Origin of the sequence: Catalinimonas alkaloidigena, from assembly GCF_029504655.1 — a bacterium.
GTDB classification, from domain to species: Bacteria; Bacteroidota; Bacteroidia; order Cytophagales; family Cyclobacteriaceae; genus Catalinimonas; species Catalinimonas alkaloidigena.
On sequence record NZ_JAQFIL010000001.1, the window covers coordinates 880778 to 906216 of the forward strand.

The window sequence follows — 25439 nt, forward strand, 5'->3', positions numbered from 1 at the left end:
ATGTTTACTCCTCAATCCAGGATTTAGACCTACCAACGGCCTTGTCCCATTGCTTACCTAATTCTTTAGAGTCAAAATTTTTATCCGGCTCAAAAGTACGGTCCATTTGCCATTGATCCTGAATTTCTTCTAAACTATTCCAATAGCCTACTGCGAGTCCTGCCAGATAGGCTGCTCCCAGCGCAGTCGTTTCCATTACTTTAGGTCGGACAACCGGAATTTGCAGTAGATCTGCCTGAAACTGCATCAGCGTATTATTTGCGGTTGCTCCGCCATCTACTCTTAATTCTTTGAATTCAATATCGGCGTCTGCCCGCATGGCCCTGAGTACGTCCATGGCCTGATAAGCAATACTTTCCAGGGCTGCACGAGCGATATGTCCATCGGTAGTACCACGGGTGAGCCCTAAGATTGCTCCCCTGGCATACTGATCCCAGTGGGGAGCCCCCAGCCCGGTAAGTGCAGGGACCAGGTATACACCTCCATTATCTTCTACGGTTTTTGCGAGTGCTTCTATTTCATCGGAAGACTTGATAATGCCTAAGCCATCTCTAAGCCACTGCACAATAGCTCCCGCGATGAATATACTGCCCTCCAGCGCGTAGGTAGTTTTTCCTTCAAGCTGCCAGGCAATCGTAGTGAGAAGTTTATTTTTGGACAGTATGGGTTTGTTGCCAGTATTCAGCACTACAAAGCTACCTGTTCCGTAGGTGTTCTTAATCATACCGGGCTGAGTACACATTTGCCCGAAAAGGGCTGCCTGCTGGTCTCCGGCAATACCTCCGATAGGAATCGGTTCGCCAAATAGCTCAGGGGCTGTTTCACCATATTCCTGGCTGCTGGGCACTACCTGCGGGAGCATGGCCATGGGTACGTCAAATTTTTTGGTAATCGTCGTACTCCACCACAGCTTATGAATATCATACAACAAAGTACGGCTGGCATTGGTCACATCAGTAATATGAAGATGGCCACCTGTAAGTTTCCATATTAGAAAACTATCCACAGTGCCAAAAGCAAGCTCACCCTGTTCTGCTTTTTTTCTGGCATCCTGCACATTGTCTAAAATCCACTTGACCTTGGTTCCACTGAAGTAGGCGTCGGAGATCAGCCCGGTCTTGTTTCGGATGGTTTCTTCAAAGCCTTCCTCTTTGAGCTGGTCACAGTACTTGGAGGTACGTCTGTCTTGCCAGACAATCGCTTTATGAATGGGTTCTCCACTCTTTTTATCCCAGATGATTGTAGTTTCTCGTTGGTTAGTGATACCAATGCCTGCAATCTGTTTTGGCTTAAGATGAGCTTTCTTGATCGCCTGCTTGGCTACCTCAAGCTGCGTTTCCCAGATTTCGTTGGCATCATGTTCTATCCAGCCCGGCTTGGGATAATATTGCTTAAATTCTTTTTGGGCTACGGCAACCATTGAGCCCTGGTGGTCAAAAATGATAGCGCGCGAGCTGGTAGTCCCCTGGTCAAGGGCAAGCATGTATTTTTCCATAGGTTAGTTGTTATAAAAAAACCGAAGTCTCTTTTCAGTAAAGTATTGAATTTGTCGGCTTAGAAACATGGCTTTTTTATGACTCAAAAAATATTTTTACTATTGCTACCCATGATACTAAAAATCTCTTAATTCCATCAGAAAAAGGGTGTTCTTTTTAGTTTATTCATGAGAATAAAGGTGAAACTTAAGCGTTTGAATAAAGTAAAAATAAGTTTGCCGTTTTTTACCAAAATGATCTTTCAAAATCATTAAATCAACTTTGTGGATTAAAAATAATTCTTTCTATTCATCTGGATTAGCAAAGGATTTGGGTATATTTCTTCTATATTGTATCAGATTTTATCGCTTCTTCAGCTTTTAAAATGTTTAAAAAACTCGCTATTGCGTTAGCATTTTCCCCTCGTTATGAAGCTATCCTGCATGAGTCCAGGCGTTTTCAGGAGCTTTTCAATGCATATTTAGTAATTATTCACGTAGGCAATAAGACCGATGACAAAGAACAGCTGCTACAAGAGAAGCTGGACGAAATCGGTTTTGAAAAAGATAAAGTAAAAGTAGTCTGGCAAAAAGGTGAACCTGCCAAGCAAATTCTTAAAGTTTGTCATAAGGAAAAGGTAGATCTGCTGGTAGCAGGAGCCATGAAAAAGGAAAATATATTCCGCTATTACATAGGTTCTGTAGCTCGTACCATACTGAGGAAGGCAGAGTGTTCTGTTCTGGTGCTGATTCACCCTTCACACAAACCGCAGCCATTTCGCAAAATCGTGATCAATGGAGGAGAAAAGCAATCTTTATTTGCCACTCTCTCTAAGGGTGTAGCACTGGGTAAAATGGAACATGCACTTCAGATTCATATTTTGCGAGAGGTACGTATGCTGGGATTGGCAATGGCAGTGGCAGGAGAAGAGGGAAATGAAAATCAATACGGGCTTGCCAAGAGAAAAATCGTTGAAGAAGAAATACAGAACGTCAATAAGTTACTCAAAAAACTGGATACAGGTGAAATCAATGTTCACGTAAAAGTTTTTGCTGGAAAACCAGAATTTGAAATTGCCAAGTTCTCTCGTAAAGTAAAATCTGATCTTCTAATACTGAGCGCCCCCAGGCATAAACTGAATCTGATAGACCGAATTTTTCCTCACGACATGGAATATTTACTGGCTGACCTTCCTTCTAACCTACTTGTAGTTCAGAATCTCTAATTAGCTTGTATTTATTTTTTTCTATTATCTTTAGAAAGGGATCGCTGCATAAAACCTTATGGAAAAACTTAACCATGCTGAAGTAGTCAGTCTGCTCATACAGCTAAGCCTGATGTTAGGAGTTGGAAGGCTTATGGCTGAGTTATTCCGAGTCTTCAAGCAGCCTGCTGTAGTAGGGGAGATTATCGCAGGCATCATTCTGGGACCTACCATTTTGGGGGCTATTTCGCCTGAGGCTTTCCAGTGGCTTTTTCCTTCAAGTGGCCCTACCTCTATCGCACTGGACGGCTTTATACAAATGTCAGTTATATTGCTGCTATTTATCGCCGGTATGGAAGTTGAATTACATATTGTATGGCAGCAGGGAAAGCAGGCTTTACTTACCAGTTTGTTTGCTCTGACCGTACCTTTTATTATTGGCTTTCTGGTCACCTATTATTTTCCTGATTTTTTTAGTTTGAGCAGCGACAGTGAGCAGAGGTTAGTGTTTGCGCTCTTTATAGGTACAACGATGGCCATTACTGCTTTACCCGTAATCGCTCGCATCTTAATGGATTTATCACTTTTTAAATCGGGCATGGGCATGCTGATTATTGCTTCGGCGATGATCAACGATCTCTTGGGCTGGTTAATCTTTACCGTGATCTTAAGTATGATGGGTAATAGCGCTGGTATGGCAGTCTGGCAGACGATTTTGTTAACGATCGGTTTTACACTGGGTATGTTGACATTAGGTAAAGGGTTGATCAACAAAGGTCTGCCCTGGATTAACAAAAAAATGTCCTGGCCGGGAGGCGTTCTTTCCATAGCTATGGCCTTCTGCCTCTTGGCCGCTGCTTTCACAGAGTTTATTGGCATTCATGCAATTTTTGGGGCATTTATCATTGGTGTTGCAGTGGGGGACTCTCAGCACCTTACTGAAAGAGCCAAAGAGATTTTACACCATTTTATTAATAGCATTTTTGCCCCTTTGTTCTTTGTATCCATTGGCTTGCACATCAACTTTGTAAGTAGCTTTAACCTTCCTCTGGTAGTGGTATTGATTGTACTGGCTTTTGTAGGAAAAGTAAGCGGCGCCTATTTCGGCGCAAGAAGTGGTGGGCTGGAACGTCCTCAGGCTTTAGCCGTTGGTTTTGGCATGAATACCCATGGGACCCTGGAAGTGATACTGGGAGCAATTGCGCTGGAAGCAGGCCTGATCAGTGACGAGATATTTGTGGCGATATTAGTGATGGTAATTTTAACTATTGTCACCTCAGCCCCTCTGATGAAATATTGTTTGCAGTGGCAGGAAAGAACGGATGCCATGAGTAAGGCAAGCGCTGAGCGCTCTCCAAATCCTAAATAATATTTAGTTTCGTATGGCTTCTACCGGGTCCATGCGTGAAGCAAGCAGGGCAGGTATCAAACCCGAAATTACTCCTACCAAGCTTGATACAGTAAGGCCTAATATGATGTTTTTAGGTGTCAAAATTAAGACCAGCGAACCAATGGGTATGAAGGTGACCAGGTAAACAAGAAATAAACCTGCCAATCCGCCGAATAGGCTTAAGAATACTGACTCAAATAGAAACTGAAAGAGAATAAAATGGTTTTTTGCTCCCAGCGCTTTTTGTATACCAATGATATTTGTGCGCTCTTTCACTGAAACAAACATAATATTGGCGATACCAAAACCCCCGACAAGAATAGAAAAACTACCGATAATCCATCCGGCGATACCTATCACATCAAAGATATTACTTACCACTTCCGCGAAGGCTTCGGGACGGTTGATCGCAAAGTCATCTTCTTCCAGCGGGCGAAGTCCGCGCCGGCTACGCATCAGGCCAATCACTTCGTTTTCCAGCTCTTTCAGCCCTTCATCTTCCTCATACCCCCGAATCCCGATAGTGGAACCAATTCCAAACCTGCTGCCACTGGCGTACAGTTTCAAAAAGCTATTGTAAGGAATAAGGCAGGTGGCATCCAGGCTGGGTGTTTCAATAAAATTTTCGCCCTGCTCCTCAAATATGCCGATTATTACGAACTTGAGGCCTTGTATTTTTACTTCTTTGCCCAAAGGATTAGAATAAGGAAACAGGGTCTGGGCTATTTCATTGCCAATCAGGGCAACGTTTCTGGCCAGATCCACTTCACGAGGAGAGAAGTAGCGTCCATAAGACAGGGGGGCATCATATACCTGATTGTATTCAAAAGAAACACCAATCAGTTGCACATCATTCATACTGCTGCTTTCGTGCTGAAGCAGCGCATTTCCTCTTTCGGCAAAAATGGTGAGGCTGGAGGCTAGTGTGATATTTTCCTGCAAAAAATCAAATTCAGTAAGGGTAGGCTGAGGTCTTTTGTAGTATTTCCACCAGGGGTAGTTATCTTCAAATATCCAGGGCCATTTTTCTATCCGGATTACCTGATCACCTAAAAAAGACAGACTGTCACGGATACTGCGCTCCAGAGAATCAACAACCGTAAATACTGTAATGATCGCAAAAATACCAACCGTGACTCCCAAAAGGGAAAGTATGGTGCGCAAAACATTGGCTTTTAAGGCTTGCCACGCAAAAACCAGGCTCTCAGCAACTAATTTGATAAAGATCATGTTAACCCTATCTGCCAGCTAATTGGTGAATTTAAATATGAATATGTGACGATTTCAAAACAAATGTGTAACTTTGCGATTTGCTTTACAGGCACATCTGTCTTGGCAGACATATTCCTTAATATAATAGCAAGCTAATTAATTCTGATTACATCTTATGAAATTATCGGCATTTAAGTTTGAACTTCCTTCAGAACTTATTGCACAGTATCCTGCAGAAGTGAGAGACGAAGCACGCATGATGGTAGTTCATCGTGATACGGGTGAAATTGAGCACAAGGTTTTCAAAGACATTGTAGATTACTTTGACGAAGGGGATGTTTTAGTAATCAATGATACTAAAGTTTTTCCTGCCAGATTATATGGCAACAAAGAAAAAACCGGTGCTCAGATTGAAGTTTTTTTGCTAAGAGAGCTTAATCAGGAAATGCATCTATGGGATGTGCTGGTAGACCCTGCTCGTAAAATCAGAGTAGGTAACAAACTCTATTTTGGCGAGGGAGAACTGGTAGCCGAGGTAATTGATAATACCACTTCTCGTGGTAGAACGATCCGTTTCCTCTATGAAGGGGAAAATGAGGAGTTTTACAAGATCATTGATTCCCTGGGGGAGACTCCGCTGCCTAAATACATCAAAAGAAAGGTAGAAGCAGAAGATCGCGAGCGGTTCCAGACCATTTATGCCAAAAATGTGGGTGCGGTTGCTGCCCCTACTGCTGGCCTCCATTTTACCCAGCAAGTGATGAAAAGGATGGAGATCAAAGGCGTGCATATGCCTCCTATCACCTTGCACGTAGGTTTAGGCACATTCCGCTCGGTGGATGTGGAAGACCTTACCAAGCACAAAATGGATTCTGAGAACTTTGAGATTGGTAAGATTACAGAAAAGTTGGTTAATGAGTCTTTGGATCATAAGCGAAGAGTCTGTTCAATCGGAACAACTTCCATGAGAGCATTGGAATCTTCAGTCTCTGCAAATGGTCGCCTGAAAGCTAATAATGGCTGGACAGATAAATTTATCTTCCCTCCTTATGAGTTTAAGATTTGTAATGCGCTGTTGACTAATTTCCATCTTCCCCAGTCTACTTTGTTGATGATGGCTTGTGCATTCGGTGGTTATGAGCTGGTTATGCACGCCTATGAAACAGCTGTGAAAGAAAAATACAAGTTTTTCTCTTACGGTGATGTTATGCTAATCATCTAAAAATTTTTCTTTCCCGTGCAAAAATTTGCTGTAATTGTAGCAGGAGGAAGTGGCAGCAGAATGGGCTTATCTACGCCTAAGCAGTTTATCATGCTTCACGATAAGCCCATTTTGATGCATACAATTGATGCTTTTCACAACTATAATCAGCAAATCAGTATTATTCTCGTCCTTCCCGAACAGGAAAAAAAGAGATGGCAGCAACTCTGTGACAAATTTAACTTTCAAGTGAAGCATCAGGTAGTGAGCGGAGGAAAAAACAGAACTGATTCTGTAAAGAATGGCTTGTACGCAATTGACGCTGAAGAGGGACTTGTAGCCATACATGATGGTGTCAGGCCCTTGGTGTCATCTGAAATAATCAGGAACTCATACGTGGAAGCAGCATTACAAGGGAACGCGATAGCCTCAGTACCACTCAAAGATTCTATCCGGTGGCATAAGGGTGATGAGAATCGGGCTATTGACCGTAGTGAATACTGTCTTATTCAAACGCCTCAAACATTTAGGCTTTCTTTAATCAAAGAAGCCTATTATTCATTAAGCGACGAGATAAAGACTGATGATGCAAGTGTTTTGGAAGCCAGAGGTGCCAAAATAAATCTGATACAGGGGGATTACACCAATATTAAGATAACAACCCAGGAAGATTTAAAAGTGGCAGAGGCACTGTGGAGCTCCCTGCCCTTATAGTATTTATGCAGTTTATCTTCTACTCCTATTAAATACTAATCTGTTAGTATTCATCTTCATTAAAGAAGAAATCTTCTTTAGTGGGGTAGTCAGGCCAAATTTCTTCAATATTTTCGTAAGGCTGACCATCATCCTCAAGTTCCTGCAAGTTTTCTACTACCTCTAAAGGAGCTCCCGAACGGATGGAGAAATCTATAAGTTCATCCTTAGTTGCGGGCCAGGGGGCATCCTCAAGGTAAGAAGCTAATTCTAATGTCCAGTACATGATCCTAATCTTTTTCTTTTCTAACTAATTGATTCAAACAATAAAATGTAATAAAGTAATATTGCAAGTGAAATCTCAAAAATCATTCTTAGGAAAACAAATTCCTTACCATTTCAGAGACTCTGTGTTTTCACAGCGTGAATAATTACGTGATTAATAACATGCAATAAAAAAAAGTTCAAAACAACAAATAACAGGATGATTATTTTTGAGATTTTAAGTCATTTATTAACTCTTCCATCAAAGCTTTCTTTACAGCCACTTTTCTTTGCTGAGATTTGAGCTTGATCTGGACCTCTCTATCCATATTATTGTAACTGCTACTGCTCGAGAACTTGTCTATGTTTTCTTTGTACAGATCAAGTTCTTTTTCGTCTCTTACGATTAGGTTACTTAAAAGATTTATTTTTTGGTTAATTTTTTCCTGAGGGTCAGAATGATTATAATCTGGGTTTTTAGATCGTACCAAGCGGTTAAGAAAACTTTTTTCACTTGCCATATCACAGGCTCGGATAAAGTCAGAAGTAATGCTGCCACCTACATCACGGGGAAGTTTTCCGGTTCTTTTCCATAAAAACCTAAGCCTTTTTACATCTTCCACGACATCTTCGCTGTCTTTTTCAGCAAGTTGGTTGGCTTGAGAAAGCAGCTCTTTTTTACGTTCCAGCATTTCACTTACATTGTATTCAGAGTTCTGCTGGAAGTCAGGTCTTTTGCGAGGAGAATAGCTTCTGCCTTCGGAAGAGCGATACCCACTACTACCCTGGCGAGGTCGAAAACCGCCTCCACTTCCCTGGGAGGAACGATATCCACCACTTCCCCCGGAAGAGTAACGGCTTTGGGGTTTGAAAAATTTACCGCTTAGATATCTAAAGTCTTTAAAGAGCTTGCCATATAGTTTTGGAGGAATCTTACCTATATCGCGCCAATTTGACTGCAATTCTTTTACACGTTCTTTCGCTGCCTGCCGGTCATCTTCACGCATCAACCGTCTCAGCTCATAGATGATATCATAATATTTCTGAATGCGATCGCCAATCATTTTTTTGCGATCTTCGAAAAATTGATTGCGACGTTGGAAGAAATTATCTAAAACTTCCGTAAAGCGCCCTTCTATTTCCTCCTCATGCTCTTTATCAACAGCTCCGGTACGTATCCATTTATTTTTGATTTCTTTGAGCTGATCAGCCGCTTCCTGCCAGTCAGTACTGTTTTCATATACTTCAGCTTCAGCGATTAAAGCTTGTTTGATTTCAAGGTTCTTTACTCTGTTTTGAGAGATGATTTCTCTCAGCATTTCCTCTAGCTCATCAAGTTTTTCGTACAAAACTACGTAATCGCCCAGTGCGTCAAAATTCGCAAGCTGTTCACGCATATGTACCAACTTCATCAGATATGATCCCTTATTATCAGACTCTTCAATAGCCTTGCTAAGGTTATGTACTTTGGTTTCCGCCATGGCAAAGCGGTCTTCAAAGTATTTTATGGTCGATTCTTCACTTTCTCTGACCTCTCCGATTTCTCTTTCGGGATATTCAAGAAAAGCATTACGATAGATTTTACCGTCTTTGATAAAACCGTAGGGATTCTTTGACTCCACTTTTCTAATGTTAGTTTAAGATTGATTATTAGCGGTAAAAGGCGCTTGGTAAATGCATACTTTACCCTTTACGATGATAATTAAATTTTGTGCTACGCGCAAAAATATGTTGAATTTATAATTAATTTGTTATTCTTTATTCATAATAATCTGCAAGATATTTTTTTAGTACATCTTGTATTGTACAACACTATAAAATTCTACCAACAATGAGTAATGAAAAAATAATTTTTTCTATGTCGGGTGTAAGTAAAATTTACCCGCCCCAAAAACAGGTGTTAAAGAACATATATTTATCTTTTTATTACGGAGCCAAGATCGGCGTGCTCGGACTGAATGGTGCGGGTAAATCTACTTTACTTAGAATTATCGCAGGAACTGAAAAGAATTATCAGGGAGAAGTAGTCTTCTCTCCCGGTTACTCAGTAGGTATGCTGGAACAGGAACCCAAGCTTGATCCCGAAAAAACAGTAAAAGAAGTAGTAGAAGAAGGGGTACAAGAGGTAGTGGATTTGCTTAAAGAATTTGAAAAAGTGAATGAGGCTTTCGCTGACCCTGCTGTAATGGAAGATCCTGATGGTATGCAGAAGCTGATTGATAAACAGGCAAAAATACAGGAAGAGCTGGACAGAGTAAATGCCTGGGAGCTGGATAGTAGACTGGAGAGGGCAATGGATGCACTACGTACTCCTCCATCTGAGGCTAAAGTCAGCAAGCTCTCGGGAGGTGAAAAAAGGAGGGTCGCACTATGCCGTCTACTTCTACAGGAGCCCGATGTTTTGTTGCTGGACGAGCCTACCAACCACCTGGATGCTGAATCTGTCCTTTGGCTTGAACAACATCTGCAGCAGTACAGAGGAACAGTAATTGCTGTTACGCACGATCGCTACTTTTTAGATAATGTAGCCGGATGGATACTGGAGTTGGATAGGGGAGAAGGCATTCCCTGGAAGGGCAACTATTCCAGTTGGCTGGAGCAGAAGCAGAAAAGGTTATCTGAGGAAGAAAAATCCGAGTCTAAAAGGCAAAAGACCTTACAACGTGAACTGGAATGGGTGCGCATGACCCCCAAAGGCAGACAGGCAAAAGCTAAGGCACGTCTCAGTGCTTACGATAAGTTATATAATGAAGAAGCGAAAGAGGGAGAATCTAAATTGGAATTATTTATTCCACCGGGACCACGCTTAGGCAGCAAAGTACTGGAAGCAGAACATGTTTCTAAAGCATTCGGAGAAAAGCTGCTGTATGAAGATTTATCCTTTAACCTTCCTCAGGCTGGTATAGTGGGTGTCATCGGCCCTAATGGAGCTGGAAAAACCACGCTGTTTAATTTAATCACCGGTAAGGACAGCCCTGATCAGGGCGAGTTAGACCTGGGACCAACGGTAGAGTTGGCTTATGTAGATCAGGAGCATGATCAGCTGGCTCCCGATAAAAGTGTGTGGGAAACGATTTCAGGTGGCAATGAGCTCATTGAACTGGGAGGAAGACAGGTTAATTCACGCGCTTATGTGAGTAAATTTAATTTTAGTGGTGCCGATCAGGAAAAGAAAGTGGGTAAGCTGTCGGGTGGTGAACGTAACCGGGTACATCTGGCGATGATGCTAAAAAAAGGAGCCAATTTACTCTTACTGGATGAGCCTACCAACGACCTGGATGTTAACACACTGCGTGCCCTGGAAGAAGCATTGGAAAATTTTGCGGGTTGTGCAGTGATTATTTCTCACGACCGCTGGTTTCTGGACAGAGTAGCTACCCATATCTTGGCTTTTGAAGGCGACTCACAGGTATATTGGTTTGAAGGTAACTTCACGGAGTATGAAGAAAACCGTAAGAAAAGACTGGGAGATACCGAACCTAAGCGCATCAAATACAAGAAGATAGCCTAAGGAAATTAATCCGCACCTTACAACGTTAACTTTGCAAACCTGTGTAAGAAAACTATAGGTTGTGGGTTAGAAAATAGCAGCTAATCCATGACCTTTGAAAGAAAAAGGTGATATGAGAAAGTTGACATTATTAAGCTGGCTGCTGTTGTTTTTTCAGTACAGCATGGCAAACCCTCCGTCTGAGTTTAGCAAAATAGATGAACATGCCAGAAATACGCCTGCCAAGTATGCGCGGAATGTAGAAGACCTGGCACAATATTTATCAAAGCCGGCTAAGAATGACTTTCAAAAAGTACGGAGCTTTTTTGTATGGATGGCAGAAAATATCACTTACGATGTTGATTTATTTCGTCGTTACCGTCCGGGAACTTCATTGAATGTTACGGCTGAAGATGTGCTGAAGAAAAAAAAAGCAGTATGTCAGGGCTATGCTGATTTGTTCACTGCCCTCTGTGATGAGGTAGGTATCAGCAGTAGAATGGTGCCTGGCTACAGTAAAGGCTTTGGTAATCGTAACCGTACCGACTTCAGCACTGCTGACCATGCCTGGAATGCGGTGTATCTGGATGGAAAGTGGTACTTACTTGATGCTACCTGGGGAGCTGGTGGACTAAACGATAAAATGCAGTATGTAGCGCACTTCAATGAACAGTATTTCCTTGCTGACCCCAAAGTGTTCATCAAAGATCATATGCCTTTGTATCCTATGTGGCAATTGCTGGACTGTCCGGTAAGTCTCAAAGCTTTCTCCAAAGGAGATGAAGCTGTAGCTCAAGAAATTGCAGCCGGGAAAAACTGCTCAGACTTTAAGCAGCAGATTGCGACAATATATAAGTTAGAGGATGCTGAGCGTACGATTAAATTAGCTGAGGCAGCTTATGTGTTTAATCCGGAAAATCATGTAGTGATGGCCCGAGGCTATATGGACTATGCCCATCACATTATGAGTACAATTAAGAGAGAGCTAAGGTCAAGAGAAGAAATTGAGCATGCCATAAATACTCAGGAAGACGCGTTACAGTATCTCAAGAAAGCTCATGATTTATTGCACAAAGTAAAAGATGGAAGCGCTGATGTAGAAAAGGACTTTGTCAGCAAAAATATCAAAAACAGCGAATCTAACCTCAAGGCTATGAAGGCAGCCCTAAAAGGCTAGATGATAAAATTATAGGGTCTTAGGTTGGAGGTTTAACCTTTTGATTTCGTTGTTTCTCTTAATGACAATTTCAATATTACGAGCCGATTGGTTCAGAAGGCCGTTCACTTCAAAAGAAGAGCGGCCTTCTGTTTTAATATTATCGATCATCACGATCTCATCATCTTCTGCCAAACCAGCCACAGATGCAGGTGAGTTGTCAAAAACATGCTTTACAAATATTCGGTCTTCCTTCTGGTCAGATTTGACTACTAAGCCCGAGTAGGCGTCTTTGAACTCTTCAACGAAAGACTCATTAGGATACCAATACGTGATACCATTTTTGTAGTCAAATGCGATGTTAAATCGCTTAAGCAGTCCATTACCGATGTGTCCCACACCATCTTTGAAAGCTCTTTTACGATACCTTGATCGGTTAAGCCGTATAGGAATATTGGTAAGGCGGTAATTTCCTACATCCAGCCCTTCAAGTCTGCCCGCATAATTTTTGTCAATCAGCCCGGTAAAACTCATGGTATACACCAACTCCGTACGGCCTACCTTAGAAGATAACTTGTATTCATCTACAAAAGGTGAATACACGGTGATGGAAGAACCCGAACCATTATCAATTTGCAAACGACCCTCAAGGGTTTCACCATTGGCAAGGGTAAGCGCAGCCTGGATATAAGGTCTTCCCGATAATAACTCTACTTTATGCGCTGTAAAATTTTTGGGAGGCTGAAAGTCATCAGGGTCATAAAAGTCCAGCGCAAAATCATCGTAATTCACGATAATTACATATTGGTTGAGCAGGTCATGACCAATAATACCGTCTACATTTTTCTCTAGCACCCTGTCCAGATGAGACAATGAGAGATGAGAGATACGTACATCATCGATGGATAGCCCGCCGATGTTGACCTGATTACGTTTAGAGTAATAGATAAGCGATGGTCCCTTGGCAGTCTTTACTGAAGTAAGGCCATCACTTGCAAGTTTTATGCGCTCCGCTTTTTGCTGGCTGATGACGGTAGATGCAGCTCCTGTATCAAAAATGAAGTGAAGTGGATCAGATTCGTTTACCTGAAGTTGAATAAAAATATGCTCAGCATATAACTCGAAAGGGACGGAAGCCAATGTGCCTTTGGCAAGAACGTGTGAGCCAGAAAACAGCCCGCCCAAAAATAATAATAACAGAAAGTATAATCTGGCTTGAGTGATTCTTATTACTGACAAATTACACTGTGGTTTGATTAAAAAAACAAAGTAAACTAACTATAACAATCTTGATACCAGTACGATCAATCAACTTAAAATATACCTATTAAAACTGTGAAATAAAACCCTCTCTCCTACACATGTTCGGTGAAGAGGGTATTTGTCAATACTTTCGGCCGAGAATCTAAATGAATAGATGTGAGAAGCCATTCTTGACAAAGTTTTTAAATGATGGAATTCGTGATTTATTTTTAACTTTATAGTTCTTTAAATCACTAAGCCGCAGGAATGTTTTATGAAAAGCATATTCAATAAATTAATCTTCTTTTTACTCCCTTTGTTGTATCTCTCACTCTGTGCTGAAAGTCAGTCCCTGGATAAACGTGATGCTATTAGTAAAATTTTTAGCAAATATCACGAATTTGAAGGCTTTGAGGGGGCAGTATTGGTGGCTGAAAAAGGCGAAGTAATCTATAAAAATGCTTTTGGCTTAGCAAATCGTGAATGGAACATCCCTAACCAGGTGGATAGCCGGTTTGACATTGCCTCCATCAGTAAGCAATTTACTGCAATGCTGGTCATGCAGTTGTACGAAGAAGGTAAAATTCATCCTGACAGTAGCATTTCTGCATACTATCCTGAATATCGTTCTGATATTGGCGAACAGGTTACAATCCATCATCTGTTGACACATCGCTCCGGTATTCCTAACTATACCAGTATTCCTTACGTCTGGTCAGATTCTTTGGTCAATCGCTATAGTAAAGAGCAGTTGGTTCAGAAATTTTGCAGTGGTGATCTGGAGTTCATGCCGGGCACGAAGTATAGTTATAACAACACTGGTTATTTTCTGTTGAGTGTGATTTTAGAAAAGGTAAGTGGTTTACCTTTTAATCATCTTCTACAGGAAAAAATTCTCATACCTGCAAACATGACCGCTTCCGGTGTAGATGAGCGAGGGCAACTTATTGATAAGCGAGCCTACGGTTATATAAGAGAATTGGAAACTTATGAGAACGCACGTCCTATGCATATGGGTAATCTACAGGGAGCTGGTAATATGTATGCTACGGTGGAAGACCTTTACTTGTGGGACAGAGCTTTATATACACACAAGCTGCTTTCTAAAAAAGGTATCCGGCAAATGATGACACCCTATAGCGATCCGGGTGACTCATGGATTCCTCCTTATCGTAATTCCTATGGCTATGGTATGGGAGTAGCTTCTATTCCTATCGGAAATAATAAAGAGACAAAACTGGTTTTTCATAGTGGACATATTTCCGGATACAGTTCTTTCATTGCCCGCTTTCCGGATGACGAACACCTGGTAGTAATGTTGAGCAACACTGGAAATGTAAGTACTGCCCGCATGAATGAGATCGCTCAGGAAGTAAAAAATGTACTTTACGGTTTGCCTTATGAAGCATCAAAACGTTCACTCCGTACTTCACTGTTAAAGGTAGCCAGAGAGCAGAGTGTCAGAGAAGCCATTCTGAAATATTATGAATTGATTGAGTCATTTCCCTATGAATATAATGATACTGAAGATGACCTTAGGTTAGTGGGGCAGGATTTGCTAGCCTCTGACATGAGGTCAGCAGCAGTAGAATTTTTCAAATTAAACGCTAAAGTTAATCCCGGATGGCGTACTTATAATACACTAGGAGATGTGTATTATTATGAAAAAAAATATGAAGATGCCTCTTATTTCTACAAAAAATCTATACAGGTAAATCCCAAAAAGACGGATAAGGAAATCAATGCTTTCAATGCTTCCCAGAGAGCCCTTTCCAGCCTAAGCCAATAACTTAAGGATGACAGCCAAATACTTCGTATTGTTCATTTATTTTTTAGCGTTGTTCGGTATAGGCGTTTTCGCTGCGGGCAAGGTAAAAAACATAAAAGACTACTACGTAGGTGGGAAGAAGCTTGGGTTTTGGGTAGTAGCATTCTCCACTCGCGCTACCGGAGCATCAGCCTGGGTGCTTTTAGGCCTTACTGGCATGGGGGCTATTTTTGGTATATATGCATACTGGGTAGCACTGGGGACTTTATTGGGAGAGATTATCTCCTGGTTCTTCATGGCAAAACCTTTTAAACGGCTTACGGATAAGTATGATAGCATTACCATACCAGACTATCTGGAAAGCCGCTTTAAAGCTACCACGCACTGGCTAAGAGGGATAGCTGCTACTGCGCTTTCTCTTTTCGTAATGATATACGTGAGCGCCCAGATAGACGCTACCGGTACCGCTTTTGAAACATTTTTGGGCTGGAATTACTTTTTAGGAGCAGTTTTTGGGTTTCTGATTGTAGTAGCATATATGTCTTTTGGAGGCTTCGTAGCAGTAGCCTGGTCAGATGTTTTTCAGGGCACTATCATGCTTATTGGGCTGCTTATCATTCCGGCTTATTTTTTCTTTACAGAAGATATAGCAGAAATAGCTCCGAGTCTCAGGAGCATTGATCCAGCTTTATTGAATATTTGGGGAAGTGAAGGCTTTACTGCTGAAAGCATTAGCAAGATTATTGGCTTTCTGATGATTGGCTTAGGCTATTTGGGTTCCCCGCAGCTATTTGTCAGGTATATGTCAATTAAAGATACTGCTGAAATTGATATTGGCAAGTGGGTATCTGTTACGCTTACGCTATTTATGAATGTATCAGCAGTTACAATTGGCATATTAGGCCGATACTATCTCACTTCTCCCGCTGATGATCCTGTAATGGTTTTAGGAAATGGTGGACAGAGTGTTCTTATCTTATTGGTGGAAGTCTTAATGCCCAATATTATCAGTGGATTGTATATTGCTGCAATATTAGCGGCTATTATGTCAACCATTGATTCACTATTAGTATTGGCCTCCAGCGCAATTTCACGTGATTTCTATCAAAAAATATTTCATCCAGACCTGCAAGATTCACAGCTTTCATTATTTTCCAAGAAAGTTACGCTGGCTTTATCCTTCTTCGCGCTGTTACTAGCCATGGTGGTAGCCTTAATCTCGCCCAACAGAACAATTTTCTGGTTTGTAATTTTTGGGTGGTCGGGCATAGCTGCTACTTTTTGTCCGGTAATGATCCTTTCATTATTCTGGAAATCTTTTAATGAAAAAGGGGCCATTGCTTCTATGATAAGTGGCTTTTTGTGTGTACCACTTTTCAAATTTGCTCTTCCCGCATTGCCTGAATACGGTATTTACTTTCAGAATATGGCTGAGCTCTTTCCTTCTTTCATCACTTCTATCTTCTTAGGAATTGTTGTTAGTAAACTAACAGCCAGTAAGTAATAAACTCATAAAATTTAAATTTCTTTGATTTTATATCAAACAGCCTCTATATGCTTTATTGCATTTTGTTTTTAAATAATTCGTTTTTAGTATGGAAAGTTGAAAAAATAGCATTATTTATTGCGATTATTATAAACTTTTAGATTTTGGTCTTAAAAAAAAGTACCTAAGCTAGATATTTTCATACATATGTGCTATTTTGCATAAAAAAAGTAATATATATAATCATATGGATAATTTGTATTCGTTTCACAGACTATCTCTAGAAGAAAGGACCCAATTCATCCTTGGAAATGGAGTTTTACTATGTAGCCGTTACTTTGCCGGAAGAAAAGTATTTTTATACTTTACCGGTAAGTTTTATGCAGAAATATGGTTTGACACGCGTAAGAGCAAAGTCTCAAATATCATCCCTTTTACTACCACCAAGTGTCTCAAGCCTTATCTGGAACTGATTGATATTAATGATGTATTTAAACCCAAGGTAGACTAAGCCTGAGTTAATCAACTGCTAATCTACCTTGCTCATCATAATACAACTCTCCGTAGTCAAGCATAAGGCGAATTGTTTCCAACAGCTGTTGTTCATTATCAGGTTGTAGGTCAGAGAGCAGCTTTTCAGAAGCGGTTGGGGTGTTGCTAAGGTACTTTCTAACCAAAGTATTCAGCTCTTTATATTGGGCTTGACTTAGCTCCTCACGTGGATGAGAGCGGAGGTTTTTCTTTTCAACGCATATATCACATATACCACAGGCATCGTAACTGATTTCATCAAAGTATTCAAGTAGTAATTGCGTTCTGCAACGATGCTGGTGTTCAGTATAGTGAATCACAGCATTTACTTTATCTTTATAAATTGACTTTTTTTGCTCAATGGCTTTGCTGGTAATCGGTATGTGATTGCTATCATAGCGGGGCGTCATAAAAGTTAACTGCGGTTTGTCTTTCTGTTCCTGATACATTACCACATCCATATCTGCCATAGCATTGAGTTGGCTTCGGATCTCTACGGCAGGAATTTTTAACTGGCGTGCCAGTTCTTTTTCTGAGATACTTACATAATTGGCGTACAACTCTCCACCGTATAGCCTTTGAAGTGCTTTTGTCAGTGGGTCAAATTTGCCATTAGCTACCTGAAACTTATACATCTCAGTGTGGTCTATTAAGATATGAAGTTTGGACGGTGTAAAGTAAGCTTCATTAAGCTGTATGAGTCCATGTTCTTCCAGTCGTTGCAGAGCATAATAGGACGGTGCACTATGCAGCCTGTAAGTTTTAATGAAGTCAGTGAGGTCAAAATCATAGCTGGCCATATTGCTGCTACCGACCGCAATATGATAGTAGTTGGCAAGGCTTTGATACACTTTTTTTATATGAGTCAGATCAGGGTGAGAGTCTTCTATTCTTCGCTCTAATCTTTGAACATCATTCTGATCATACAAAATGATCGCGTAGGCTTTCTTTTCATCTCTGCCAGCACGTCCTGCTTCCTGATAATATGCTTCAAGGTTGTCAGGTAAGTCTACATGTACCACTACTCGCACGTCAGGTTTATCTATTCCCATGCCGAAAGCATTGGTGGCTACAATGACTCTGGTTTTATTTGCTATCCACTCTTCCTGTTTTCTTGCACGCTCATCATTTCTAAGACCAGCATGGTAGAAGTCACTACTAATTTTGTGCCTTTGGAGCCACTGAGCTATGGTCTGGGTACGCTTGCGGCTACGCACATATATGACTGCCGTTCCAGGAACTTTACGTAGTATTTCCAGTAACTTTTGTTCTTTGTTTTCAACCTGCCTTACCGCATATGATAAATTAGCCCTCGCAAAACTCTTTTGAAAAAGTTTAGCATGCTTAAATGAAAGTTTGTTCTGTATATCCTGCTTTACTTCTCGTGTAGCAGTAGCAGTAAGGGCAATTAAATTGATATCAGGGAAAAGCGCTCTAAAATCGGCGATCTCAAGATATGGCGGACGAAAATCGTAGCCCCACTGCGAAATGCAGTGGGCTTCGTCTACGGCAATAAGTCCGATATGCATACGTTTTGCCCGCTCAATAAAGATATCAGTTTTCAGGCGTTCCGGTGATACATATAAAAATTTGATATTGCCATATACACAGTTATCAAGATGCAGATCAATCTCGCGCCTGCTCATCCCGGAATAGATGGCTACCGCCGAAATTTTTCTCCGTCGGAGCTGCTCAACCTGATCTTTCATCAAGGCAATAAGTGGAGAAATGACTATACACACACCTTCCCGCATGAGGGCAGGTACCTGAAAACAAATGCTTTTTCCGCCGCCGGTAGGGAGTAAGGCAAGCGTATCATGCCCTGAGAGCACACTCTCAATGATTTCTTCCTGCATCGGACGGAAGTGATCATAGCCCCAATACTGTTTCAGAATTGCTCTTGCGGACATGGAAAATCAATGTTTTAGTCAGGCAAAAAGTAACTAAATGTGAATTGATTTCAAACCTTAATTTTCTTCCTCTTCCTCAATGGTCGCTCCTCCTCCCAAGGCAGAGGAGACCTGAAAGAACCCTAACGGTGGCTGGTCAGGATTAGTTTTGTTAACAATATTTGTGGTAGGGTTGCTGGGAGGAGAGCTAAACAAGCCCCCGTCGTTGAATAGAAGTTCCAGCAACTCGTTGTAGTATCGGAATATTTTTTTTTCCAGGCTATACATCTCTATACGCACTGAGTCGCCTACTTCAAAAGCATAATTTGCAAGTTGTAAGGTATCTATCTCAGCACGGAGAAACTCATCGCTTTGGATCAGATAGTCTCCTCTTTCATTGTAGAGAGAGTCATCTTCGTAGATTTTAAACCTATAATAGTTAATACCCCTTTCTTTGGGTGTTCTTCCACTAAAGAAAAAATAGTAGCCCTCCTCCAAAAATGCTGTCTCTTCACGGTAGCGATATGAAAAAGAATCTAATTCAGCAACAGGTAAGATGGTACCAGTAGACTCGTATTCATTGCCATTGTAGCTTACCCTTAAGCGATAAGTGTCTTCCAGGGCTAAAGGAATCGTTAAATTTTGGTATACACCTTTCTGGTCTTCTATAGAAAACAAATCATAGGTAATACCATTAGTCAAATCATCAATTTGGACACTGGCATCATTTACTGGCTTAAATACATCCTGATCATAATAGTTACCTGACTGAGAAACAGTAACGCTTACCTCATTCCTTTCGGGGGCGTCAGCCCAATAAGTAAGGTTTCCTTCAATGACCAACTGTGCCTCGTTTACAGGTAACTCATAATCAATGACTTCCTGGCAGGCTCCCAAACTTATCAATAGAATTATAAGGTATGCTAAACGATTTTTCATACTTAAAACTTGAAATTATAAGTAATGGATGGAATAATGCTGAACAGATATGTTTTGATTGCTGCCGGACGCACGCTTTCTACGGCTTCGTCCCCATCCAGATCAAAATTAGGGTCTTCGTTATAGAGATCCTCAAAGGTAATGACAAAGGGGTTTTTTTGAGCATAGGCATTATAGACTGAGAAACTCCAACTGCTGTTCCAGCGTTTTTCCTCTTTTTGTCTGCCCTCCAATACTAAGGATAGGTCTAACCTGTGAAAATCAGGCATACGGTAGGCATTGCGTCCATAAGGATCATAAAATGGCACGGACTGACCATCCAGTGTGTACCTGCCCGAAGGTAACGAAACTGCCAGCCCGGTAGAGTACACCCAGGTTCCTGCCAGTGTAAGCCTTTTGTTGAACTGATGTGATACCACCAGCGAAAGGTCATGGATACGGTCATAGCGAGCATTATATGCTTTTCCGTTATTGATGCCATCTATTTGCCGGCGAGTTCTGGATAAGGTATAACTTAGCCAGCCGGTGGTTTTCCCTACATTCTTTTTTAGTAGAAACTCCGCACCGTAGGCCCAGCCTCTTCCCGCTGAAATTTCTGTTTCAATGTTATTATTAAGTAGAATGTCAGAGCCAGACTTGAAATCAATTACATTTTGCATCCACTTGTAATAAAACTCTATCGAGGCTTCCAGGGTATTGTTCGCAAAATTACGGAAGTAACCGGCGGCCACCTGATCTCCGATCAATGGCTGAACATAAGTATCGGCAGGTATCCAACGGTCAATGGGTAAACCAGCTGTAGCATTGGACGCTACCTGTAAGTACTGGCGCATGCGGTTGTATGAAGCTTTTACCGAACTATTGCTGGTGATGAGGTAGCGAGCTGAAAAACGTGGCTCCAGCCCATGATAAAGCTTGATATTTTTCCCGGTAGAATACGCCTCAGTATCCACAATCGTTTCGTCAGCGTAAGGAAGACCCTCTTCGTACATAAATACTTTACCGGGGCCGATCTGCTGAAAGAGTGAATACCTTAGACCATACTCCATAGAGACACGCTCGCTGATCTGCTGTTGGTTGCCCATATAGAAAGCCTGTTCCAGCGCGAATTTGTCATCAAGGATGAGCGGGGCAAAGTTGGTATCACCGGAAGGCGTTATGCTGGGCGAGCCAAATTTATGAAGCTGTACCTGATAGCCAAAATCAATAGAGTTTTTAGGGTTAGGGAAAAAGTTGAAATCCATTTTGGTACTCATTTCCCGGAGCCTTGACGTCCAGGTAAACTCAACAGCTTCTGTGTCAATTTCAAATCCATAATCAAAATTGCTGTAGACAAAAGTAGTGTTTAAGAAAAGCTGATCAGAAATCAGATAATTCCAACGGGCAGTTGCTGTAGCATTTCCCCAGTTTAGCCCAAATTCATCAGCAATGCCAAAGCGGTCACGCCCAAAATAACCAGATACGAAAAGCTTATGCTTATCATTAAATTGATAATTGGCTTTGGCGTTAAAATCATAGAAATAAAGCGTATTGTTCCGTATGTCTTCATCATTGGAGAGCTTAAGAAAAAGGTCTGCATAGGTTCTTCTACCGGAAAGAATAAATGAAGACTGATCCTTTACGATAGGTCCTTCAACAGTCAGGCGGCTGGAAATGGAACCTATGCCCCCGGACAGGCTGTATTTTTTATTATTCCCCTCTTTCATCTGTATGTCCAGTATGGAGGAGAGACGCCCTCCAAATCGTGCGGGAATTCCCCCTTTGTAGATTTCTAGATTTTTGATGGCATCAGGATTGAATACTGAAAAGAAGCCTAAAAAGTGAGAAGGGTTGAATACTGTTGCTTCGTCAAGCAGTACCAGGTTTTGGTCAGCAGAGCCTCCTCTGACAAATAAACCAGTAGTGCCCTCTCCCGCTGACTGCACACCTGGGAGGAGTTGAACGGTTCGCAAGACGTCTACCTCCCCAAACAGTGCCGGTAAGGATTTTATTTTTTCTATCTGAAGTTCCTCTCTGCTCATTTTTACATCCCGAAAGTTATCTTCCGGACGCGTAGCCGAGATAATTACTTCCTGTAGCTCCATTTCTTCATCACTTAACTCAACGGTAAGGGAGGTATCTGCCTGGAGGGAAAGTGAAAAGCTTTGGGTTTCATAGCCTAAATAGGAGTAATCAATGGTGTGGCTACCCTGCGGCAGGGTAAGTGAATAGAAACCATATACGTTGGTAATAGTGCCGGTAGCTGGTTTTTCACTGACTGAAACAGTAGCCCCTATCAAAGCTTCTCCATTACTGATATCTTTGATATATCCGCTTATGGTATATTGATTTTGTGCATAAAGTTGATGGGAGAATAAGGCTAAGAGGGTTAAACAGAAAAACTGCTTCATGTAATTTGAGTTCAGATGCTAAGGTATATGTCTGCAAAAATATGACTATCCTATCTTACTTTAGGTAACAACGCTATTGCAGGCTAAGGGGTGTGATTTTCATGAAAAAATTTGGAAACTTTCTACACCAAAACCGACTACCCGTGGAGAATTATGAACTTATCTTGCTATTGGGAATGACTGAATTGTAATATATCAATCAATAGTTGTGTCTAAAATTGTATTTAACAAAGTTGCTACCGCTCAATTTCAATGAGGGGCTTAATTTTCGTATATTTGCGAGATATTTTATTCGGGCAAAATGCCTGATTTTAGCATGTAATTTTATATAAATATTATTTTTTATGACTGTTGCTAAGAATGGAAACACAGTAAAAGTACATTATACCGGGAAGCTCAAAGACGGTACCGTTTTTGACTCTTCCCTGCAACGCAATGAACCATTAGAGTTTACTCTGGGCCAGGGAAATATGATTGCTGGTTTTGAGAAAGCCGTTGATGGGATGCAAGTAGGCGATTCTACGGTGGCTGATATTCCAGTGGCTGAAGCTTACGGAGAAGTACGGGATGATATGATTCTGGAAGTTCCTAAAAAGGATGTTCCTGAAAACATTACTCCTGAAGTAGGGCAGCGTCTTGCTGTTCAGCAAAAAGATGGACAATCTATTCCGGTTACAATTTCAAAAGTTTCAGAAGAAAGCATTACGCTGGATGCTAACCATCCTCTTGCAGGCAAAGACCTGGTATTTGAGATCGAGCTTTTAGAGATTAAATAAATAATAATTTATTTTTTAGAATTCTGAGGCCTGTACATTGTGTACAGGCCTCTTTTTTTAAAAAAAAATTGGGAAACATTGAACAAATGCCAAACATAGATGTTTTTCTATCGTATGTGATAGTATTACTATTTTTTTACATAGTTTAACTAATGAACAATCAACAGATCCCGGAAATTCTAAGCAGCTTTGGGAAAATACTGAAGCATGAGCCCTTGCCTCATGCCAGTGGTGACGCTCATCAAAATTTCAGATCCTATAAGCCAGATGAGGTCAATGATTTTATTTATGATCTCACAGAAGCAGGAAATCGCAATCGTCTGGTGTTTATGCCCAACACCATTGGAGTTGATGAACTACAAGGTTTTTTGGATGAGTTAGAATTTCCGGTTCTTTTTTTTATCAGTGAAAATGGTAGCATAAGACCCGTGATGTTCTGGTTGGGAAAAGATGCATTAGAAGCCAAGCTGTTTACTGATGATGGGTACAAAGCATATGAGGAGGCAACTGCTTTGAGGGATGAAGCTTTTTATCAAGATGCCCATGGACAGGTGGTGTTTCTGACAGTTTTTCCTTATCGGAGTATGGTAAGCGAGGATAATGAAACTTCTGATGAGCATCTTAGTCCTCTGAAGCGTTTGCTAAACCTGCTTGGTACCGAGCGGAGAGATATTTGGTATATATATATATATGCGGTAGCAGTAGGAATAATCAGTTTATCATTGCCACTAGGTACACAGGCTATCGTAGGTTTTATTTCCGGTGGCATGTGGTTTAATTCCGTCGTGCTGCTGATAAGCCTGGTAGTAATAGGAGTATTGGTAGCGGGAGGCTTACAAATTATGCAGATTTCTATGGTAGAAGTTCTGCAAAGAAGAATTTTTGCGAAAGCTTCATTTGAGTTTGCCTATCGTATCCCGCGAATCCGAAGCGAGGCCTTGTTTAACTACCATGCCCCCGAGTTAATCAACCGCTTTTTTGATATCATGACAATACAAAAAGGCTTACCTAAACTATTGATTGATCTTTCTACTGCTGTACTTCAGATATTTTTCAGCCTGATTCTCTTGTCTTTTTACCATCCTTTCTTTGTTTTTTTCGGCCTCTTGCTGGTAGCTATCCTTGTCACTATTTTTTACATTACAGGACCCAAAGGACTTAAATCATCCATAGTAGAGTCCAAGTATAAGTACAAAGTTGCTTTTTGGCTGGAAGAATTGGCCCGTACCATTGGCTCATTCAAAATAGCAGGTACTACCCAGTTACCTATGAAAAAGGCAGATTTTAACATCAACAATTACTTAAAATATCGTAAAGAACATTTTAGTGTACTTATCAAGCAGTTTTCTTATGTAGTGATTTTCAAAACCTTCATTACAGGGGGCTTGCTGATACTGGGTACCCTATTGGTAATAGACCGTCAGATTACGCTGGGACAGTTTGTGGCTTCTGAGATTATCATCGTCCTGATTTTGGGAGCTGTAGAAAAAATTATCCTTAATATGGATACCGTTTACGATATGCTTACCGCAGTGGATAAGATAGGACATGTGACTGACTTGCCTCTAGAGAAAAATGAAGGTATTAAGCTCCCTGCAAATTATTTTGAAAACGGAATTAATATCAACATAAAAAACCTGAGTTACACTTATCCGGGAGGTAAAAAAGCAGCGCTGAAGAATATCAATCTTAGCATCAAAGCAGGGGAGAAGCTGTGCATAGCAGGTTATCATAGCGGAGGAAAATCAACGCTGGCAAACATTATTGATGGTATCTATCAGTCGTATGATGGTATTGTAACATTCAACCAGCTCTCATTGAGAGACGTAGACCTGAATACACTAAGAGACCATATAGCTAAAAACGTATCACAGGATGATATTTTTGATGGGACAGTACTGGATAATGTGACAGTGGGTAAACCACGCTCAGATTATAGCACTGCCATCAAAGCAATTGATGAAGTGGGTATAAGTGATGAAGTAAATCAGTGGCCAGATGGCCTGCATACCAATCTGGTAAGCGGAGGAAAAAACATCTCCACCTCTACTGCTCATAAGCTCACTCTGGCACGCTGTGTTGCAAAAAATCCCAAAGTAATCATCCTTAACGACTTTTTTCAATTTTTTGAAGGAGCCGAGAAATTGAAACTTATCAAATACCTTACTAGTTCAGAACATACATGGACTTTACTGCTGGTTTCCAACGACCCGATGATCATGAAGTACTGTGATAGAGTTATCATTATGAAAGACGGAGAGATAGTTTCTGAAGGCCAATATGAGGAATTAAGTGCAGATCATCATTTACAAGAAGTAGTAGTAAACGAATAA

General features: G+C 41.1%; 19 protein-coding genes. 11 read left to right on the forward strand and 8 right to left on the reverse strand.

Annotated features, from left to right (window positions below):
• Positions 1-4: 4 nt before the first annotated feature.
• Complete coding sequence (gene glpK / locus OKW21_RS03650; protein WP_277477391.1) at positions 5-1495, reverse strand: glycerol kinase GlpK; 1491 nt, start codon at positions 1493-1495, stop codon at positions 5-7.
• Between the two features lie 365 nt (positions 1496-1860).
• Here glpK and OKW21_RS03655 point away from each other — a divergent pair, with 365 nt between their 5' ends.
• Both OKW21_RS03655 and OKW21_RS03660 read left to right on the forward strand, forming a co-directional pair.
• Complete coding sequence (locus OKW21_RS03655; RefSeq protein WP_277477393.1) at positions 1861-2700, forward strand: universal stress protein; 840 nt, start codon at positions 1861-1863, stop codon at positions 2698-2700.
• A 58-nt stretch (positions 2701-2758) separates the two neighbouring features.
• Complete coding sequence (locus OKW21_RS03660) at positions 2759-4048, forward strand: cation:proton antiporter (protein ID WP_277477395.1); 1290 nt, start codon at positions 2759-2761, stop codon at positions 4046-4048.
• Between the two features lie 3 nt (positions 4049-4051).
• Here OKW21_RS03660 and OKW21_RS03665 read toward each other — a convergent pair whose 3' ends face one another.
• Positions 4052-5299: an ABC transporter permease gene (locus tag OKW21_RS03665; RefSeq protein WP_277477397.1), complete on the reverse strand. Its 1248-nt coding sequence runs from the start codon at positions 5297-5299 to the stop codon at positions 4052-4054.
• Positions 5300-5456: 157 nt separating this feature from the next.
• Between OKW21_RS03665 and queA the strand changes: the two genes are divergently transcribed.
• Both queA and OKW21_RS03675 read left to right on the forward strand, forming a co-directional pair.
• On the forward strand, positions 5457-6503 hold the full coding sequence (gene queA, locus OKW21_RS03670; protein WP_277477399.1) for a tRNA preQ1(34) S-adenosylmethionine ribosyltransferase-isomerase QueA: 1047 nt from the start codon (positions 5457-5459) through the stop codon (positions 6501-6503).
• A 15-nt stretch (positions 6504-6518) separates the two neighbouring features.
• Positions 6519-7196, forward strand: a complete 678-nt coding sequence (locus tag OKW21_RS03675; protein WP_277477402.1) for a 2-C-methyl-D-erythritol 4-phosphate cytidylyltransferase — start codon at positions 6519-6521, stop codon at positions 7194-7196.
• A gap of 43 nt (positions 7197-7239) precedes the next feature.
• On the opposite strand, the gene OKW21_RS03680 is transcribed toward OKW21_RS03675, so the two are convergent.
• Together OKW21_RS03680 and OKW21_RS03685 are read right to left on the reverse strand one after the other, a co-directional pair.
• Positions 7240-7461, reverse strand: coding sequence for a DUF2795 domain-containing protein (locus OKW21_RS03680; protein ID WP_090257868.1), 222 nt, complete (start codon positions 7459-7461; stop codon positions 7240-7242).
• Positions 7462-7663: 202 nt separating this feature from the next.
• The gene (locus tag OKW21_RS03685) at positions 7664-9061 is read right to left on the reverse strand and encodes a DUF349 domain-containing protein (protein WP_277477412.1); all 1398 of its coding nucleotides are present in this window, start codon (positions 9059-9061) and stop codon (positions 7664-7666) included.
• 209 nt (positions 9062-9270) lie between these two features.
• Here OKW21_RS03685 and ettA point away from each other — a divergent pair, with 209 nt between their 5' ends.
• Both ettA and OKW21_RS03695 read left to right on the forward strand, forming a co-directional pair.
• Positions 9271-10950, forward strand: a complete 1680-nt coding sequence (gene ettA, locus OKW21_RS03690) for an energy-dependent translational throttle protein EttA (RefSeq protein ID WP_277477414.1) — start codon at positions 9271-9273, stop codon at positions 10948-10950.
• Between the two features lie 112 nt (positions 10951-11062).
• Positions 11063-12106: a transglutaminase domain-containing protein gene (locus OKW21_RS03695; RefSeq protein ID WP_277477416.1), complete on the forward strand. Its 1044-nt coding sequence runs from the start codon at positions 11063-11065 to the stop codon at positions 12104-12106.
• 9 nt (positions 12107-12115) lie between these two features.
• Here the strand turns inward: OKW21_RS03695 and OKW21_RS03700 are convergent, their stop codons facing one another.
• Complete coding sequence (locus OKW21_RS03700; protein ID WP_277477418.1) at positions 12116-13324, reverse strand: aspartyl protease family protein; 1209 nt, start codon at positions 13322-13324, stop codon at positions 12116-12118.
• Between the two features lie 277 nt (positions 13325-13601).
• On the opposite strand from OKW21_RS03700, the gene OKW21_RS03705 reads away from it, so the two are divergent.
• From OKW21_RS03705 to OKW21_RS03715, 3 genes are all read left to right on the forward strand, one after another.
• Positions 13602-15116, forward strand: coding sequence for a serine hydrolase (locus tag OKW21_RS03705; RefSeq protein ID WP_277477419.1), 1515 nt, complete (start codon positions 13602-13604; stop codon positions 15114-15116).
• A gap of 7 nt (positions 15117-15123) precedes the next feature.
• A complete protein-coding gene (locus OKW21_RS03710; RefSeq protein ID WP_277477421.1) occupies positions 15124-16599 on the forward strand; it encodes a sodium/proline symporter in 1476 nt (491 codons plus the stop codon).
• 229 nt (positions 16600-16828) lie between these two features.
• Positions 16829-17092 (forward strand): hypothetical protein, encoded by a 264-nt coding sequence (locus tag OKW21_RS03715; protein WP_277477423.1) that lies wholly within the window; start codon positions 16829-16831, stop codon positions 17090-17092.
• A 7-nt stretch (positions 17093-17099) separates the two neighbouring features.
• Here OKW21_RS03715 and OKW21_RS03720 read toward each other — a convergent pair whose 3' ends face one another.
• From OKW21_RS03720 to OKW21_RS03730, 3 genes are read right to left on the reverse strand one after another with little or no spacing between them, the layout of a single operon-like run.
• Positions 17100-19022 (reverse strand): RecQ family ATP-dependent DNA helicase, encoded by a 1923-nt coding sequence (locus tag OKW21_RS03720; protein ID WP_277477425.1) that lies wholly within the window; start codon positions 19020-19022, stop codon positions 17100-17102.
• A gap of 57 nt (positions 19023-19079) precedes the next feature.
• Complete coding sequence (locus OKW21_RS03725) at positions 19080-19940, reverse strand: DUF4249 family protein (RefSeq protein ID WP_277477427.1); 861 nt, start codon at positions 19938-19940, stop codon at positions 19080-19082.
• Between the two features lie 2 nt (positions 19941-19942).
• Positions 19943-22330: a TonB-dependent receptor gene (locus OKW21_RS03730; protein WP_277477428.1), complete on the reverse strand. Its 2388-nt coding sequence runs from the start codon at positions 22328-22330 to the stop codon at positions 19943-19945.
• 344 nt (positions 22331-22674) lie between these two features.
• Here OKW21_RS03730 and OKW21_RS03735 point away from each other — a divergent pair, with 344 nt between their 5' ends.
• Together OKW21_RS03735 and OKW21_RS03740 are read left to right on the forward strand one after the other, a co-directional pair.
• Complete coding sequence (locus tag OKW21_RS03735) at positions 22675-23106, forward strand: FKBP-type peptidyl-prolyl cis-trans isomerase (protein ID WP_277477430.1); 432 nt, start codon at positions 22675-22677, stop codon at positions 23104-23106.
• 152 nt (positions 23107-23258) lie between these two features.
• Positions 23259-25439, forward strand: coding sequence for a peptidase domain-containing ABC transporter (locus OKW21_RS03740; protein ID WP_277477432.1), 2181 nt, complete (start codon positions 23259-23261; stop codon positions 25437-25439).

Bases quoted from the DNA above. Each gene is read 5' to 3' on its own strand.
- OKW21_RS03705 (WP_277477419.1), top strand. From the start codon at position 13,602: ATGAAAAGCATATTCAATAAATTAATCTTCTTTTTACTCCCTTTGTTG.
- OKW21_RS03720 (WP_277477425.1), bottom strand. From the start codon at position 19,022: ATGTCCGCAAGAGCAATTCTGAAACAGTATTGGGGCTATGATCACTTC.
- OKW21_RS03695 (WP_277477416.1), top strand. From the start codon at position 11,063: ATGAGAAAGTTGACATTATTAAGCTGGCTGCTGTTGTTTTTTCAGTAC.
- OKW21_RS03680 (WP_090257868.1), bottom strand. From the start codon at position 7,461: ATGTACTGGACATTAGAATTAGCTTCTTACCTTGAGGATGCCCCCTGG.
- ettA (WP_277477414.1), top strand. From the start codon at position 9,271: ATGAGTAATGAAAAAATAATTTTTTCTATGTCGGGTGTAAGTAAAATT.
- glpK (WP_277477391.1), bottom strand. From the start codon at position 1,495: ATGGAAAAATACATGCTTGCCCTTGACCAGGGGACTACCAGCTCGCGC.
- OKW21_RS03665 (WP_277477397.1), bottom strand. From the start codon at position 5,299: ATGATCTTTATCAAATTAGTTGCTGAGAGCCTGGTTTTTGCGTGGCAA.
- OKW21_RS03715 (WP_277477423.1), top strand. From the start codon at position 16,829: ATGGATAATTTGTATTCGTTTCACAGACTATCTCTAGAAGAAAGGACC.
- OKW21_RS03655 (WP_277477393.1), top strand. From the start codon at position 1,861: ATGTTTAAAAAACTCGCTATTGCGTTAGCATTTTCCCCTCGTTATGAA.
- OKW21_RS03735 (WP_277477430.1), top strand. From the start codon at position 22,675: ATGACTGTTGCTAAGAATGGAAACACAGTAAAAGTACATTATACCGGG.
- OKW21_RS03660 (WP_277477395.1), top strand. From the start codon at position 2,759: ATGGAAAAACTTAACCATGCTGAAGTAGTCAGTCTGCTCATACAGCTA.
- OKW21_RS03710 (WP_277477421.1), top strand. From the start codon at position 15,124: ATGACAGCCAAATACTTCGTATTGTTCATTTATTTTTTAGCGTTGTTC.
- OKW21_RS03730 (WP_277477428.1), bottom strand. From the start codon at position 22,330: ATGAAGCAGTTTTTCTGTTTAACCCTCTTAGCCTTATTCTCCCATCAA.
- OKW21_RS03725 (WP_277477427.1), bottom strand. From the start codon at position 19,940: ATGAAAAATCGTTTAGCATACCTTATAATTCTATTGATAAGTTTGGGA.
- queA (WP_277477399.1), top strand. From the start codon at position 5,457: ATGAAATTATCGGCATTTAAGTTTGAACTTCCTTCAGAACTTATTGCA.
- OKW21_RS03740 (WP_277477432.1), top strand. From the start codon at position 23,259: ATGAACAATCAACAGATCCCGGAAATTCTAAGCAGCTTTGGGAAAATA.